12 protein-coding genes and 1 riboswitch are annotated in these 15,378 nt (G+C 74.5%); of the genes, 5 read left to right on the top strand and 7 right to left on the bottom strand.

Going from position 1 to position 15,378, the window contains the following annotated elements; genetic code table 11:
• Positions 1-48 precede the first annotated feature (48 nt).
• Entirely contained in the window at positions 49-933 is an 885-nt protein-coding gene (locus tag AB0D08_RS03845) for a S41 family peptidase (RefSeq protein WP_033822634.1), read from the bottom strand.
• Between the two features lie 74 nt (positions 934-1,007).
• Entirely contained in the window at positions 1,008-1,655 is a 648-nt protein-coding gene (gene snpA, locus AB0D08_RS03840) for a snapalysin (RefSeq protein ID WP_199520413.1), read from the bottom strand.
• A 232-nt stretch (positions 1,656-1,887) separates the two neighbouring features.
• Here snpA and AB0D08_RS03835 point away from each other — a divergent pair, with 232 nt between their 5' ends.
• From AB0D08_RS03835 to AB0D08_RS03825, 3 genes are all read left to right on the top strand, one after another.
• Positions 1,888-2,931, top strand: a complete 1,044-nt coding sequence (locus tag AB0D08_RS03835) for a LysR family transcriptional regulator (protein ID WP_233289193.1) — start codon at positions 1,888-1,890, stop codon at positions 2,929-2,931.
• A gap of 90 nt (positions 2,932-3,021) precedes the next feature.
• Positions 3,022-3,816 carry a hypothetical protein gene (locus tag AB0D08_RS03830; protein WP_033822633.1) on the top strand — a complete coding sequence of 265 codons (795 nt, stop codon included), beginning with the start codon at positions 3,022-3,024 and terminating at the stop codon, positions 3,814-3,816.
• 116 nt (positions 3,817-3,932) lie between these two features.
• On the top strand, positions 3,933-4,385 hold the full coding sequence (locus AB0D08_RS03825; RefSeq protein WP_033822632.1) for a VOC family protein: 453 nt from the start codon (positions 3,933-3,935) through the stop codon (positions 4,383-4,385).
• A 150-nt stretch (positions 4,386-4,535) separates the two neighbouring features.
• Here the strand turns inward: AB0D08_RS03825 and AB0D08_RS03820 are convergent, their stop codons facing one another.
• From AB0D08_RS03820 to AB0D08_RS03810, 3 genes are read right to left on the bottom strand one after another with little or no spacing between them, the layout of a single operon-like run.
• A complete protein-coding gene (locus AB0D08_RS03820; protein WP_033822631.1) occupies positions 4,536-6,041 on the bottom strand; it encodes a precorrin-2 C(20)-methyltransferase in 1,506 nt (501 codons plus the stop codon).
• Entirely contained in the window at positions 6,038-6,664 is a 627-nt protein-coding gene (locus AB0D08_RS03815; RefSeq protein ID WP_359886119.1) for a precorrin-8X methylmutase, read from the bottom strand. The genes AB0D08_RS03820 and AB0D08_RS03815 overlap by 4 nt, the downstream gene beginning before the upstream one ends.
• Entirely contained in the window at positions 6,661-7,863 is a 1,203-nt protein-coding gene (locus AB0D08_RS03810) for a hypothetical protein (protein WP_359886118.1), read from the bottom strand. The genes AB0D08_RS03815 and AB0D08_RS03810 overlap by 4 nt, the downstream gene beginning before the upstream one ends.
• 113 nt (positions 7,864-7,976) lie before the next feature.
• A riboswitch (cobalamin riboswitch) is annotated at positions 7,977-8,100 on the top strand.
• A 120-nt stretch (positions 8,101-8,220) separates the two neighbouring features.
• Here AB0D08_RS03810 and cobN point away from each other — a divergent pair.
• Together cobN and lnt are read left to right on the top strand one after the other, a co-directional pair.
• Complete coding sequence (gene cobN, locus AB0D08_RS03805; RefSeq protein WP_359886117.1) at positions 8,221-11,877, top strand: cobaltochelatase subunit CobN; 3,657 nt, start codon at positions 8,221-8,223, stop codon at positions 11,875-11,877.
• Positions 11,878-11,984: 107 nt separating this feature from the next.
• A complete protein-coding gene (gene lnt, locus AB0D08_RS03800; RefSeq protein ID WP_033822373.1) occupies positions 11,985-13,544 on the top strand; it encodes an apolipoprotein N-acyltransferase in 1,560 nt (519 codons plus the stop codon).
• Positions 13,545-13,552: 8 nt separating this feature from the next.
• On the opposite strand, the gene AB0D08_RS03795 is transcribed toward lnt, so the two are convergent.
• Entirely contained in the window at positions 13,553-14,317 is a 765-nt protein-coding gene (locus tag AB0D08_RS03795) for a VOC family protein (RefSeq protein ID WP_033822374.1), read from the bottom strand.
• Between the two features lie 3 nt (positions 14,318-14,320).
• Positions 14,321-15,229: an NADP-dependent oxidoreductase gene (locus AB0D08_RS03790; protein WP_033822375.1), complete on the bottom strand. Its 909-nt coding sequence runs from the start codon at positions 15,227-15,229 to the stop codon at positions 14,321-14,323.
• Positions 15,230-15,378 lie beyond the last annotated feature (149 nt).

Genomic DNA, 15,378 nt, shown 5'->3' with positions numbered 1-15,378 from the left:
ATTACAGATGACAGATGACAGATTTCAATGTCTGTCATCCACTGAACGTCAGGCCAACTCCCCCGCCAGCCCCTCCAGCGCCGTCTCCAGTGCCAGCTCCGCCGGGACGGCCACGTCCGGAACGACACCGACGCCCTCCCAGTTGGTGCCGGTGACCGGGTTGATCGAACGGGAGGTCGGCACGGTCACGGTGACGTGCGGGGTGAGCGGGTACCACTCGGTGGGGTGTGCGCCGCCCCTGGTGGTCTCGCCGATCAGGGTGGCCCGCTGCTGCACCTTCAGGTTGTAGGCGAGCTCCTCGCCGCCGGAGAAGGTGCTCGCACTGGTCAGCACCCGCACCGGCCGGTCCAGGTAGCGCGGCGCCGGAAGGTGGCCGGAGGTCCAGAACTGCCGGGTGCGCCCGGAGGTCCGCTCGTAGACGTCGTTCAGGTGCACCTCGCCGTCGGCGAAGAAGTAGCTGCACCACAGGGCGACGCCCTCCGGCGAGCCGCCGCGGTTGTGGCGCAGGTCGATGACGAGCGCCTCGGTGCCGGCCACCAGCCGCATCGCGGCCGCGAACATCTCGGCGCCGTCGGCCGGGGTGGCGATCAGCCGCAGGTCCAGGTAGCCGATGTTGCCGTCCAGCCGCTCGACCCGGCGCACGCCCTGGTTCTCGGAGCGGCAGAGTGCCGAGAAGGCGGCGTCCGCGTCCTCGTCCTCCTCCAGCGGCTGCGGCTCCTCGCGCCACACCAGCCGGAGGTGTTTGTCGGGGCAGACCTGCTGCAGGTGGCCGGTGACGGCGGTGCACAGGTCGGGGACGGCGAGTCCCTCGTACTCGCCGGCGGCGAGGCGGCGGCGGATCTCGGCGTCGGCCTCGGCGGCGCGGTCGGGGAACACGTAGCCCGCGGTGATCCGGGTGAGCGCGTCCTCGAGTATGGCGTGATGGGTGGTCATGGAACCGGATGGTAGTGCGAGGACCCGGCCCCGGCGGTAGCCGTTTTCGGGGCCGGGTCCAGCAGGACGACCGGTCAGCCGGCCGCGACGGCCGCCGTCAGGCCGTTCACCCAGAGCGAGTTGACCCGGTTCTTCTCCGCGGAGTTCGGGTACGCGTTGGTGCACGAGGTGCCCGGGCCGCCACCGGACATCAGCTCGCTGCACGGGCCGGAGTAGTGGTCCGGCAGGCCGAGCACGTGGCCGGTCTCGTGCGCGACCACGCGGACCGAGTAGTACTGCCGGTTCTGCGCGTAGTCGAGGAAGACGTACCCGCGGCCGTGGCCGTCGGTGCTGGCGTACGAGCCGCGCGAGTCGTTGCCCTCGTAGTAGCGGAAGTCGGCGTTGGAGCCGCTGCGCAGCTGCACGTTGCGCACCGAGCCGTTCCAGATCGAGGCGCTGCTGGCTATCTGGCTGCGGAAGGTCGGCGCGCTGCTGGCGTCGTAGGTCACGGTGACGGTCTGGAGGAAGGGGTTGGCGGCCTTCTTGGCCAGCGCCGACTTCATCACCGCCTGGTAGAACGCCTGGTTGTTGGCCGCCTCCTCGGCCGAGCCGGTGTACGAGGATGCGACGTAGCCCTGCTGGGGAGCCGTGTCGGAGGTCGCGGCGGTGGCGGGCGTGGCGGCCAGGCCGGCGGCGAGCGCGAGGCCGACGGCAGCGGTCAGCGACAGGACGGAACGCTTCATGTGGGGGAACTCCGTTCGCGAGTTCCACGGCGGTTGGGGGCGCCGCGGAGCACCGGTGAAGTGGTGATAGCAGAGAGCTTCGTTCAGCCCTGCGAGCCGACGCACGATGTCAGTCCGGTGATAACGCGCGGGAATATCCCCGCATGTCACGAGCTGTCACCGGGCATCACCCGGGATTCCACTCCATGACATGGCCCTGGCAAAGAGTTGGCCATCTGGTTATGCTCCGGCTGTGGAGCTCGACGTGAGACACCTGCGCGTGCTGTGCGCCATCGCGGACACCGGCAGCGTGCGCAAGGCGGCACTGCAGCTCGGCATGACCCAACCCGCCCTCTCCACCCAGCTGCACCGCATCGAACGCACCATCGGCGGCGCCCTGTTCACCCGTCAGCAGACCGGCAGTCACCCCACGGCGCTCGGTCACTCGGTGCTCTCCCGGGCCCGGCCCATCATCGGCGAGATGGCCACCCTGGTCGCCGCCGCCCGCCAGGAGGCGGTCGGCGCCGAGCAGCTCAAGCTGCGGATCGGCAGCGTCGGCAGCCGCGCCGTACCGGCCTGGCTGCGCAAGGTCCACGACCGGTTACCCGACACCGACACCACCATCCACGTCGACATCTCCGCCATCGCCCTGCTGCGCATGATCGCCACCGAGCAGCTGGACACCGCCTTCGTGCACGAGAGCGAGGGCTTCCCGCTCAGGATCCCGGCCGGTACCGAACACCGCGTCCTGCTCGACCGCGAGCCGCAGTTCCTCGCGATGTCGGTCCGTCACCCGGCCGCCACCCAGCCTGTGGTACGGCTGGCCGACCTGGCCGAGGACACCTGGATGGTCGATCCGACGGCCGACCACGAGTACGCCGCCATGCGGCGGGCCTTCTCCGCCGCCGGGCTCGACCCCCGCGTCCTCCAGGTCCGCGACAACGCCACCGCCGCCGAACTGGTCGCCTCCGGCGAGGCCGTCCGCCCCTGCCAGCCCACCTCCGTCCCCGTCCCCGGCACCGTGGTCCGCCCCCTGCACGGCGACCCGCTCGGCGTCCGCCTCCTGCTCACCTGGCGTACCGACACCCTCACCACCCCCACCCTGGACGCCCTCTACACCGACCTGCGCACCGCCTACCTCGACCTCGCCCGGGCCAACCCCACCTACCTGGCCTGGCTGCTACGGCACAACCGCTCCCTCCCGCACCTGCTCGGCGCGGCGGGGAGCCCGCCCGACCGGGGCCACCTGCCTGCACGGACGGGTGGCGCCGAACGGCTACGCACAAACAGCGATTGACGCTCCGTCAGATCTCGGCGAGCCTCGTTACCGGGGGTGCCGACGCGTGGTGCGCCCGTACCCGTCGACCGCAGAGATGAGCTGGTGCAGATGACGACTGCCGTCCCGCAGTGGCCCGGTGAGTGGCAGGCCGAGATCCCGTCCATCCGCAAGGACAACGGCGCCCTCGGGCCGTCGAACTCCCTGTTCAAGAAGGCCCTGACGATCCACCCGCCGCTGGCCGGCCTGGCCGACACCTTCGTGACCTGCCTGCTGGACCCGCACGACACGCCGCGCGACGCCAAGACCCTGCTGATCGGGATGAACGACGCGCTGGTCGACCCGGCGAAGATCGCCAATGTGCCGCCCGCGACGGCGCAGAACGGCGGCTTCCGGCTGCCGAGCGCCTTCCCGCTGCCGAGCTACACCGCCGCGCTGGAGTACATCGCCGCCAAGGCGCTCTGGGAGCACGGCCACACCGAGTTCCTGCCCTGGCCGTTCGACGACATCGCGCTCAAGCCCGACTTCGCGGTCCGCGGCAAGTGTCCGGCCAACCCGGGCGTGGACGCCGCGGAGTTCTACGACCTGTGCACCGAGGTCGCCGACACCCTCAAGGTCGGTGGCACCAAGACCACCACGGACCTGGTGAACAGCCTCTACGCCGGCGTCACCGGCAAGCTGGCCGCCTACCCCACCAAGCAGGTCGCGGTCTTCCTGGACGCCTGCGACAACCCGTGCCTCTACAACGGCGCGGCGCTCAACTTCAACCGTGCCGCGCTCTGCAGCAGCCTCACCGCCAAGATCGTGCAGGACCTCAACCCCGAGCTCAAGCCGCGCCTGGTCTCGGTGTTCGTACTCTTCCCGGACTGGCACCTGGAGCAGCTGCACGCCGCCGACTGGCACTGAGCCCCCGGCCGCGCCCGCGACCCGGGCCCGCAACCCAGACCCGCAACCCGACCCGCGCCCGCCCGCCCGCGCGCCCCGGGTTGCGGGCGCGGCCCGGTAGCCCCTAGACCGGTGGCATGACTCTGGACTGGAAACTGGTCATCGACACCGCCGACGCCCCCGCGCTCGCGGACTTCTGGGCCGCCGCCCTCGGGTACCGGGTCGAGGACCCGAGCGCGCTGATCGAACGCCTGCTGGCCGCCGGGCAGCTGCCCGAGGACGCGGTCACCGAGCACAACGGCCACCGGATCTTCCGCGGCTACGCCGCGATCCGCCACCCCGACGACCCGTACGACGAGGTGAGCGGCATCGGCAGGGGCCGCCGGCTGCTGTTCCAGGACGTGCCCGAGCCCAAGACCGTCAAGAACCGGCTGCACATCGACATCCACGGCGAGCGCGGCCGGCTCGACGAGCTGGTGACCCGGCTGGAGGCGCTGGGCGCGACCCGGGTCCGCGAGCACGACCAGGGGCCGGCCGGACACTGGTGGATCATGCAGGACCCCGAGGGCAACGAGTTCTGCGCCGCCTGAGACGGACCGCACCGGACCGCGCGGAGCCCCGGGTCACCGATCGCAGGATCGGCGGCCCGGGGCTCCGGCACGGCTGCGCCCGGCCGGTCGGGCCGGTCAGGCCGGTCGGGCCGGTCAGGCCGGTCGGGCCGGTCAGGCCGGTCAGGCCGGTCAGGCCGGCGGGTAGCGGCGCGGGGTCCAGACCACCTCGGTGCCGTTGTCGCGCGCGACGGCCCGGGTCTGCGAGGAGCCGATCAGCAGGAGGGTCCGCATGTCGACCTCCGCCGGGTCGAGGTCCGCCAGCCGCACCGTCCGCACCCGCTCGGTCGGACCGCCCACGTCACGGGCCAGCACCACCGGGGTGTCCGGCGCGCGGTGCTCCAGCAGCAGGTCACGGGCCAGGCCGACCTGCGTCGTACGGCTCTTCGAACCCGGGTTGTACAGGGCGAGCACCAGGTCGGCGGCGGCTGCCGCGGCCAGCCGCCGGGCGACCACTTCCCAGGGCTTGAGCCGGTCGGAGAGCGACACCACCGCGTAGTCGTGGCCGAGCGGCGCGCCCGCCCGGGAGGCGGCGGCGTGCGCTGCCGTCATCCCGGGGACGATCCGCACCGGCACCGAGCGGTACGGCTCGGCGCACGCGGCCTCCAGGACGGCGGTGGCCATCGCGAACACCCCCGGATCGCCGGAGGAGACCACGGCCACCGTCCGGCCGCGCCGCGCCAGGTCGAGCGCGAACTCGGCCCGCTCGGCCTCCACCTTGTTGTCGGAGCCGTGCCGCTGCTGGCCGGGCCGCACCGGCACCCGGTCCAGGTACGTGGTGTAGCCGACCAGGTCGGTGGCGCCCGCCAGCACACCGCGCGCCTCGGGGGTGAGCCAGAGCGGCCCGGCCGGTCCGGTGCCGACCACCACCACCTCGCCCTGGCCGGCGGGCCGTTCGGCCGCCGCCCGGTCGATCCGGCTGGGCAGCACGGCGACCGAGAAGTACGGCACCGACTCCGGGTCCACCTCGGCCAGCGGCCCGGTGCGCTCACCGGGCATGGTGGCCCGCTCGACGTACTGCGCGTCGTCGAGCCGCCCGGCCCGCTCCAGGGCCCGGCGCACCGCCGGGAAGGTGCGGCCGAGCTTCATCACCACGGCGGAGTCGGCGGCGGCCAGCCGGGCCGTCAGCTCCTCCTCGGGCAGGGTGCCCGGGATGATCGTCAGTGTCTCCTCGGCCTCCACCAGCGGCCGGCCCAGCCGGGCCGCGGCGGCGCTCACCGAGGTCACGCCGGGCACCACCTCGGTCGGGTAGCGGTCGGCGAGGCGCTTGTGCATGTGCTGGTACGAGCCGTAGAACAGCGGATCGCCCTCGGCGAGCACCACCACGTCGCGGCCGGCGTCCAGGTGGGCGGCCAGCCGGGCGGCGGCCTGCTCGTAGAACTCGTCCAGCGCACCGCGGTAGCCGCCGGGGTGGTCGGTGCTCTCCACGGTCAGCGGGTAGACCAGCTTCTCCTCGATCTGCCCGGCCGTCAGGTAGGGCTCGGCGATCGAGCGGGCGATCGAGCGGCCGTGCCGGGCGCTGTGGTACGCCACCACGTCGGCCTTCCCGATCAGCGCGGCGGCCTTGACGGTGACCAGCTCCGGGTCGCCGGGGCCGAGCCCGACACCGTACAGGCGGCCTGTCTGACGCTCCGTCATTCCACTTCGCTCGCAATCGCGTTGATGGCGGCGGCGGCCATCGCGCTGCCGCCGCGACGGCCGCGCACCACCAGGTGCTCCAGGCCCACCGGGTGCTCGGCCAGGGCCTGCTTGGACTCGGCGGCGCCGATGAAACCGACCGGGACACCGATCACCGCGGCCGGCCGCGGGGCACCGGCGGCCACCATCTCCAGCAGCCGGAACAGCGACGTCGGCGCGTTGCCGACGGCGACCACCGCGCCCTCCAGGTGCGGCAGCCACAGCTCCATCGCGGCGGCGCTGCGGGTGTTGCCCAGCTTCGCGGCCAGCTCCGGCACCGCGGGGTCGGCCAGTGTGCAGATCACCTCGTTGCCGGCCGGCAGCCGCTTGCGGGTGACCCCGCTGGCCACCATGTTCACGTCGCACAGGATCGGCGCCCCGGCGCGCAGCGCCTCGCGGGCGCGGGCCACCACGCCCGGCGAGTACGCCAGGTCCTCGACCAGGTCGGTCATGCCGCAGGCGTGGATCATCCGCACCGCGACCTGGGCCACGTCGGCGGGCAGGCCGGCCAGGTCGGCCTCGGCCCGGATGGTGGCAAAGGACTGCCGGTAGATCTCGGCGCCGTCCTTCTCGTACTCGATCACGTCATCCTCCGGGCCTCGGCGACCGCCTCGGCCATCTCTTGCGTCGTCACTTCCACCGAGGCCTCGCCCCGGGTCACCCGGTAGCCCTGCCCCGTGGCGAGCACGTCCACCCAGGTTCCGCCCGGGTGTCCGCAGCGCCGCCCGCAGCCGGACCAGTGCACCGGCACCCCCGGCTGCTCCGCCGCGTCCAGGGCCGCCGCCGCGTCGGCGCGCACGTCGGCCAGCGACTTCGCGCAGCCGGGCGTTCCGGTGCACGCGCTGGCCCGCTCCCAGGGCGAGCCCGGTTCGGTGCGCAGTCCGGCCGCGGCCAGCCGGGGCAGCCAGCCGGCCGCCGCCCCGGGCAGCACCACGCCGCGCCAGGGCGTCACCCGCAGGCCGTCCGCGGCCGCCTCGGCCAGCAGCCGCCACTGCCCGGCGTCGGCCCGGCCGAACCGCAGGCCGACCGACAGACCGCCGGGCAGCACGCCGGCCGGCGGGTGCGGCCCGGCCGGCGCGGGCAGCTCCAGCGGGCCGGGGTCGAGCAGACCGGGTACCTCGCGCAGGTGCCAGGCGGTACGGCCGGCGGCCTCCAGCGCGGCCAGGAAGTCGCGGGCGGCGCCGAGGGCCGCGTCCACCGCGCCGCCGGCGGGTACCGGCCGGGCGGTGGCGGCCCGGCCCAGGCGCAGCAGGGCCGCGCCGCCGGGCCTTGCGATCAATGTCACATCGGCGTCCAGGGCGGCCACGTCGCCGCGTCCGTCGTCCAGCGCGAACAGGAACTTGCCGCTCAGCGCGGCCGCCCAGTCGCTCGCGCACAGCCGGCGGTCGAGCTCGCGCACCCAGGCCTGGACGTCGGCGTGGCCGCGGCCGTCGAGGCCGGCCAGCGGGGAGGCGACGATGTTGCGGACCCGCTCGTGCGTGTCGGAGGGCAGCAGGCCGGCCGCGCGCAGCCGCCCGCCCAGCTCGGCGCCGGCGTCCGAACCGAGGCCGCGCAGTTGGACGTTGCCGCGCGAGGTGGTCTCCAGCTGCCCGTCACCGAGCTGCTCGGCGGCCTCGGCCAGGACCAGTGCCTGAGCGGCCGTCAGCAGTCCGCCGGGTACCCGGACCCGGGCGAGCGCGCCGTCGTCGGCCCGGTGCAGGCGCAGCGCGCCGGGGCAGGCGTCGGCCCGGCCCCGGTCGGGCAGGGCGGGGCCCGGCGCGGAGGCGTCGGGTGTGGGTGGCATGGCGGCGAGCATACAGATGGTCCGATCGGATGCCCCGGTCTCGTAGATCACAGCCGCGGACCAGCTCCGCAGCCGGTCGGCACCCCGTACGATGCTGCCCGGGTGGCCCGCGGGCCACCCGTGCCAGCGACGGCGCAAGGGGAGGAAACCGGTGCAAACCCGGTGCGGTCCCGCCACTGTGACCACGGTTCACCGCCGTGGGAGCCAGGAACTCCTGCCGTCCCTCAGACCAGCCCTCCGGCGCGTGGCCGGGGGGAACCGCCACGGGGCGCGGACCCCGAGGAAGGCTTGACCTGTGCGCTGCCGCATGTCCTGCGCCGCCCGCCCGTTCGCCGACGAGGCCGGGAGGCCCCTCGCATGATCCTGCTGCTGTCGACCTCCGACACCGACCTGCTCAGCGCCCGCGCCTCGAACGGCCCGGTGCCGTACCGCCTGGGCAACCCGGCCCGGCTGGCCGTCGAGGACCTGCCCGCGCTGACCGAGGGCACCGACCTGGTGATCGTCCGGCTGCTCGGCGGCCGCCGGGCCTGGCAGGAGGGCCTGGACGCGCTGCTGGCCGGCCCCCGCCCGGTCGTGGTGCTGACCGGCGAGCAGGCCCCGGACGCCCAGCTGATGGAGCTGTCCACCGTCCCGGCCGGGCTCGCCGCCGAGGCGCACGCCTACCTCGCGCACGGCGGCCCGGCCAACCTGGCCGAACTGGGCGCCTTCCTGTCCGACACCGTGCTGCTGACCGGCCACGGCTTCGCGCCGCCCGTGTCCGCGCCGGAGTGGGGCCCGCTGGAGCGCACCGCCCGCACCACGGAGGGCCCGGTGATCGCGGTGCTGTACTACCGCGCCCACCACATGAGCGGCAACACCGGCTTCGTCGAGACGCTCTGCCGGGCGATCGAGGACCGGGGGGCGCGGGCGCTGCCGCTGTACTGCTCCTCGCTGCGCGGCGCCGAGCCGGAGCTGCTGGCGCGCCTGGGCACCGCCGACGCGATCGTCACCACCGTGCTGGCGGCCGGCGGCACCCGCCCGGCCGACGCGCAGGCCGGCGGCGACGAGGAGGCCTGGGACGCGGGCGCGCTGGCCGCGCTGGACCGCCCGATCCTGCAGGCGCTCTGCCTGACCTGGTCGCGGGCGGCCTGGGAGGCCAGCGACGACGGCCTGTCCCCGCTGGACACCGCCACCCAGATCGCCGTCCCGGAGTTCGACGGCCGTCTGATCACCGTGCCGTTCTCGTTCAAGGAGCTGGACGAGGACGGGCTGACCGTCTACGCGGCCGACCCCGAGCGGGCCGCCCGGGTGGCGGGGATCGCGGTCCGGCACGCCCGGCTGCGGCACATCCCGGCCGCCGAGCGGCGGCTCGCGCTGGTGCTCTCGGCGTACCCGACCAAGCACGCCCGGGTCGGCAACGCGGTCGGCCTGGACACCCCGGCCTCCGCGATGCGGCTGCTGGAGCGGCTCCGTGCGGAGGGCATGGACCTGGGCACCGGTCTGCCCGGTCTGGACGACGACGCGTCCGAGGACCGCCCCAACCCGCCCCGAGCGGGCGACCAGGCGAGCGGGCGAGGACACGAGGGTGACGCGCTGATCCATGCGCTGATCGCGGCGGGCGGGTACGACCAGGACTGGCTGACCGAGGACCAGCTGGCCCGCAACCCGGTCCGGATCCCGGCCGCGGACTACCGCCGCTGGTACGCCACCCTCCCGGAGGGCCTGCGCGGCCGGGTCGAGGAGCACTGGGGCCCGCCGCCCGGCGAGCTGTACGTGGACCGCTCGCAGAACCCGGACGGCGACATCGTGCTGGCCGCGATCCGCTCGGGGAACCTGCTGGTGCTGATCCAGCCGCCGCGCGGTTTCGGCGCCAACCCGGTGGCGATCTACCACGACCCGGACCTGCCGCCCAGCCACCACTACCTGGCCGCCTACCGCTGGATCGCGGCCGAGCGGTCGGACGGCGGCTTCGGCGCCGACGCCGTGATCCACCTCGGCAAGCACGGGAACCTCGAGTGGCTGCCCGGCAAGACGGCCGCGCTGTCCGCCGACTGCGGCCCGGACGCGGTGATCGGCGACCTGCCGCTGATCTACCCGTTCCTGGTCAACGACCCGGGCGAGGGCACCCAGGCCAAGCGCCGCGCCCACGCCACCCTGGTCGACCACCTGGTGCCGCCGATGGCCCGCGCCGACTCGTACGGGGACATCGCCCGGCTGGAGCAGCTGCTGGACGAGCACTCCAACATCGCGGCGATGGACCCGGCCAAGCTGCCGGCGGTCCGGGCCCAGATCTGGACCCTGATCCAGGCCGCCCGCCTCGACCACGACCTGGGCCTGGACGAGCGGCCCGAGGACGACGGCTTCGACGACTTCCTGCTGCACGTCGACGGCTGGCTGTGCGAGGTCAAGGACGCCCAGATCCGGGACGGGCTGCACGTGCTGGGCCAGGCGCCGGCCGGTACCGACCGGGTCAACATCGTGCTGGCGATCCTGCGGGCGCGGCAGATCTGGGGCGGGGTGGCCGCGCTGCCCGGCCTGCGCGAGGCGCTCGGCCTGGACGAGGCCGCGCTGACCCTGGGCGCCACCGACGCGGCCGAGGCGCAGGCCCGCGCCCTGGTCGAGGCGATGGAGGCCGAGGACTGGGCGCCGGAGGCGGTGGAGAAGGTCGCCGCCGGGCACCCGGAGGCGGTCCGTGACGTGCTGGACTTCGCCGCCCGCCAGGTGGTGCCCCGGCTCGCCGCCACCACCGACGAGCTGGACGCGGTGCTGCACGCGCTGAACGGCGGCTTCGTGCCGGCCGGCCCGTCCGGCTCGCCGCTGCGCGGCCTGGTCAACGTGCTGCCGACCGGCCGCAACTTCTACTCGGTCGACCCGAAGGCCGTCCCGAGCCGGCTGGCCTGGGAGACCGGGCAGGCGCTGGCCGCCTCGCTGGTCGAGCGCTACCTAGCGGACAACGACGGCGCCTACCCGCCGTCGGTCGGCCTGTCGCTGTGGGGCACCAGCGCGATGCGCACGGCCGGCGACGACATCGCGGAGGCCTTCGCCCTGCTGGGTGTGCGCCCGGTCTGGGACGACGCCTCGCGCCGGGTCACCGGCCTGGAGGTGATCCCGCTCGACGAACTGGGCCGTCCCCGGATCGACGTGACGCTGCGGATCTCCGGCTTCTTCCGGGACGCCTTCCCGCACGTGGTGGCACTGCTGGACGACGCGGTGCGGCTCGCCGCCCGTCAGGAGGAGGACGGGGCGGACAACTTCGTGCGCGCCCACGTCCAGGCCGACCTGGCGGTGCACGGCGACGAGCGCAAGGCCACCGTCCGGGTGTTCGGCTCCCGTCCGGGCACCTACGGCGCCGGTCTGCTGCAGCTGATCGACAGCCGGGACTGGCGCACCGACGCCGACCTGGCCGAGGTCTACACGGTCTGGGGCGGCTACGCCTACGGCCGCGAGCTGAACGGCCGCCCGGCCCGCGAGGAGATGGAGACCGCGTACAAGCGGATCACCGTCGCGGCCAAGAACACCGACACCCGTGAGCACGACATCGCGGACTCCGACGACTACTTCCAGTACCACGGCGGCATGGTCGCCACCGTGCGCGCGCTGACCGGGATGAACCCGGCCGCGTACATCGGTGACTCCACCCGGCCCGAGACGGTCCGCACCCGCACCCTGACCGAGGAGGCGGCCCGGGTGTTCCGCGCCCGGGTGGTCAACCCGCGCTGGCTGGAGGCGATGCGCCGGCACGGCTACAAGGGCGCCTTCGAGATGGCCGCGACGGTGGACTACCTGTTCGGGTACGACGCCACCACCGGCGTGGTCGCGGACTGGATGTACGAGAAGCTGACCGAGGAGTACGTGCTCGACCCGGTGAACCGGGAGTTCCTCACCGGCGCCAACCCGTGGGCGCTGCACGGGATCAGCGAGCGCCTGCTGGAGGCCGCCGAGCGCGGTCTGTGGGCCGAGCCGGACCCGGCGCTGATCGACGCCCTGCGGACCGCCTTCCTGGAGACCGAGGGCGATCTGGAGGGCGAGGGCTGAGCCTTCCGCCGCGCGGACCGGGGGTACACCAGATCTTCACCTCCGGTCCGCCACGCGGGTGACCCGGGAATGAGGTGACCGGGGCTCGAGAAGCGGACAATCACGGCATGACCCTTCGTGCCGGCCTCACCCAGCCCGCCCGTTACGCCGCCCTCGGTTCGGGGGCCCTGCCCGTGCTGGCCTTCCCGGGGCTGGGGCTGGCGATGCTGGCGTGGGTCGCCCTGGTCCCAGGCATGCTGGCGATGCAGCGGGCGCCCAGCGGCCGGGAGGCGGCGGTCCGCGGCTGGTGGTTCGGCGCGGGCTTCATCCTGGTCGCGATGTACTGGCTGGTCCCGTCGATCGGTCCGGGGCTGGTCCTGCTGGCGCTGCTGTTCGGCGCGCTCCAGGCGGCGCTGGGCCTCGCGGTCTGGCGGACCCTGAACCCGCCGCTGACCCCGCGGCGTGCGCTGACCGCCCTGGTGGTGGTCCCGGCGGTCTGGGTGACCTGCGAGTTCGCCCGTTCCTGGGCCGCGCTCGGCGGTCCGTGGGCACTGCTGGGCGCCAGCCAGTGGGAGCACCCGGCGATCCTGGGGCTGGCCTCGGTCGGCGGGGTGTGGCTGGTCAGCTCGGCGGTGGCGGCGGCCAACACGGCGGTGCTGATCGTGCTCACCGCGCACCGGCTGCCGGTGCGCGCGCTGGCGGCGGCGGTGCTGGTGGCGGCGCTGGTGTCGGGGCCGCTGCTGTTCGCGGTGCAGCGGCAGAGCGCCCCGCAGGGGCTGGCCACGGTGGCGCTGGTGCAGCCCGGCCAGACCGCGGACGCGGACGCCAGGCTGGCCGCGAACGTCCGGATCAGCCAGAAGCTGGTGGGGCAGCCGGTCGACCTGGTGGTGTGGGGCGAGAGCAGCACCACCGCCGACCTGGACCGTGATCCGGCGGCTCTGGGCGACGTCCGGGCGCTGGCCGCGCTCAGCGGCGCCCAGCTGCTGGTCGGCGAGGACGCCAGGAAGGCCGACGGGCGGATCTCCAAGGACGCCGTGCTGGTCACCCCGGACGGGGTGGCGGCCCGCTACCGCAAGATCCGGCTGGTGCCGTTCGGCGAGTACATCCCGCTGCGTCCGTTGCTGGGCTGGATCGCCGGGGTGAGCGAGGCGGCGGGCGAGAACCGCGCCCCCGGCACCTCGTTCCACCTGCTGCCCACCACCGACCGCGCGGGCGAGGCGATGCCGGTCGGCGCGCTGATCTGCTTCGAGTCGGCGTTCCCCGACATGTCCAGGGCGGCGGCCCGGGACGGTGCCAGGATGATCGTCTACCAGTCGGCGACCTCGACCTTCCAGAACACCTGGGCCCCGGCGCAGCACGCCTCGCTGGGGGCGATCCGGGCCGCCGAGACCGGCCGTCCGGTGGTCCAGGCGGCGCTCACCGGCGAGTCCGTCGCGTACGACCGGCAGGGCCGGCGGCTGGCCCGGATGGACACCGGCGCCACCGGGTCCGTCACGGTGCGGCTGCCGCTGGCCGCCCCCACCGCGCTGACCTGGTACGACCGGTTGGGTGACTGGGTGCCGGTGACGTGCGTGCTGATCACGCTGGCCGCCGCCGGCACCGCGCTGCGTCCCGCGGTCGGCCGGCCGGGCCGCCCGCAGGCGGCGCCGGCACCGGCCGAGGACGAGGAGCAGCCCGCCGACGCGTGAGGCCGCCGCTACCCGGCGGCGCCCGCGACGTGCACCCCGAACACCGCGCCCTGCTGGTCCTTGAGCACCGCCAGCCGGGGCCCGTCCGGGACGTCGGTGGGCGGCAGCAGCACGGACGCGCCGAGCGCCGCGGCCCGCTCGGCGGTGCGGTCCACGTCGGCGACCGCGAAGTACGGCATCCAGTAGGGCGGGGTGTCGGCGGGGAACTGGTCGCTCATGTCGGCCATCCCGCCGAAGTCGTGCCCGCGCAGGCCCCACTGGGTGTACATCTCGCCGACCGTGACGCTCCAGGCGAACACCCTCGGGTAGAACTCCTTGGCCTGCTGGACGGCGCGGGTGGTCAGCTCGACCCAGCCCAGCGAGCCCGGTTCGTCGATCACGGCGACGCCGTTGAAGGCCCGGGCCTGCCAGAGCGAGAAGGCGGCGCCGGCCGGGTCGGCGGCGACCGCGAACCGTCCCAGGTCGAAGACCTCGGACGGTTCCAGCAGGATCCGGCCGCCGGCCGCGGTGACCGCGGCGGCGCTCGCGTCCGCGTCGGCGACCGCGAAGGAGACCGTCCAGGCGGTCGGCTGCTCGGGCTGGTGCAGCGGTGTCAGCCCGGCCACCGGGGCGTCGCCCAGCAGGAGGCTGGTGTACCCGCCGGCCTCGGCCCGGGGGTCCTCCTCGACCCGCCAGCCGAACAGCTCCGCGTAGAAGGACTTGGCGGCCCCCGGGTCGACGGTGCCCAGCTCGACCCAGCAGGGCGCGCCGGGGGTCGTGGTGGTGATCTTCACGGGTCAGCTCACTTCCAGGATCAGCTTGCCGCGGGCGTGGCCGGACTCGACCTCGGCCAGTGCGTCGGCGGCCTGCTCGAGCGGGTAGGTGGCGGTGATCTGCGGGTCGAGGCGGCCGGCCGCGACCAGTTCGGCGAGCGCGGTCAGGGTGGGGGCGGCCGGGCTGCGGCGGATGAAGGAGCCGCCCAGTTCGGCGGCGGTGCCGGGGTCGGAGGTGGCGATCAGCCGGCTGCGGTCGGCGAGCGTCTCGGCCGCCGCCCTGGCGTCCGCGCCGCCGACCAGGTCGAGGATGCCGTCGACGCCCTGCGGTGCCTCGGCCAGGATGCGCTGCTGCACGCCGTCGCCGTAGCGGACCTGGGTGGCGCCGAGCGATTCGACGAAGGCGCGGCGGGCGTCGCTGGCGGTGCCCAGCACCCGCAGGCCGCGGGCCCGGGCGAGCTGGGCGGCCACGCTCCCGACGCCGCCGGCGATGCCGAGGATCAGCAGGGTCTGCCCGGCCGTGAGCCCGACGTTGTCCACCCCGTCGTACGCGGTGGCGGCGGCCACCGGCAGCGCGGCGGCCTGGGCGAAGGTGACGCCGGCCGGCTTGCGGGCGGTGGCGTCGGCCGCCAGCAGGGTCTGCCGGGCGTAGCCGCCGACCGCGGCCACCCCGAACACCTCGTCCCCCACGGCGAAACCGGTCACCCCTTCGCCGACCGCCTCGACCACGCCCGCCGCCTCCACCCCCAGCACGCCCGGCAGCGCCACGTGCTTGCCGGTCAGGCCCCGGCGGATCTTCCAGTCGATCGGGTTGACCCCGGCGGCCCGGACGGCGATCCGCAGCTGGCCCGGGCCCGGCGCGGGGGCCGGCCGGTCGAGGAACGCCTGGTGCTGCGGGCCGCCGTAGTCGGTGAATCCGAATGCCTTGGACATGGAGCTTCCCTCGTCGTGTCGGCTGCTCCCCCTGCCCACTGTGCGTGGTGCCCGCCGGTGGCGGCTGGGGATGGTGGGCCGAAAGTGGCTCCCGAAAACTCGTGTTGTTCAAATTGGAACTAAGGTGTACGGTCTCAGCCCGAGACACC

Origin of the sequence: Kitasatospora sp. NPDC048540, from assembly GCF_040651175.1 — a bacterium.
GTDB lineage: Bacteria > Actinomycetota > Actinomycetes > Streptomycetales > Streptomycetaceae > Kitasatospora.
This window is presented reverse-complemented; position numbering and strand designations above follow the sequence as displayed.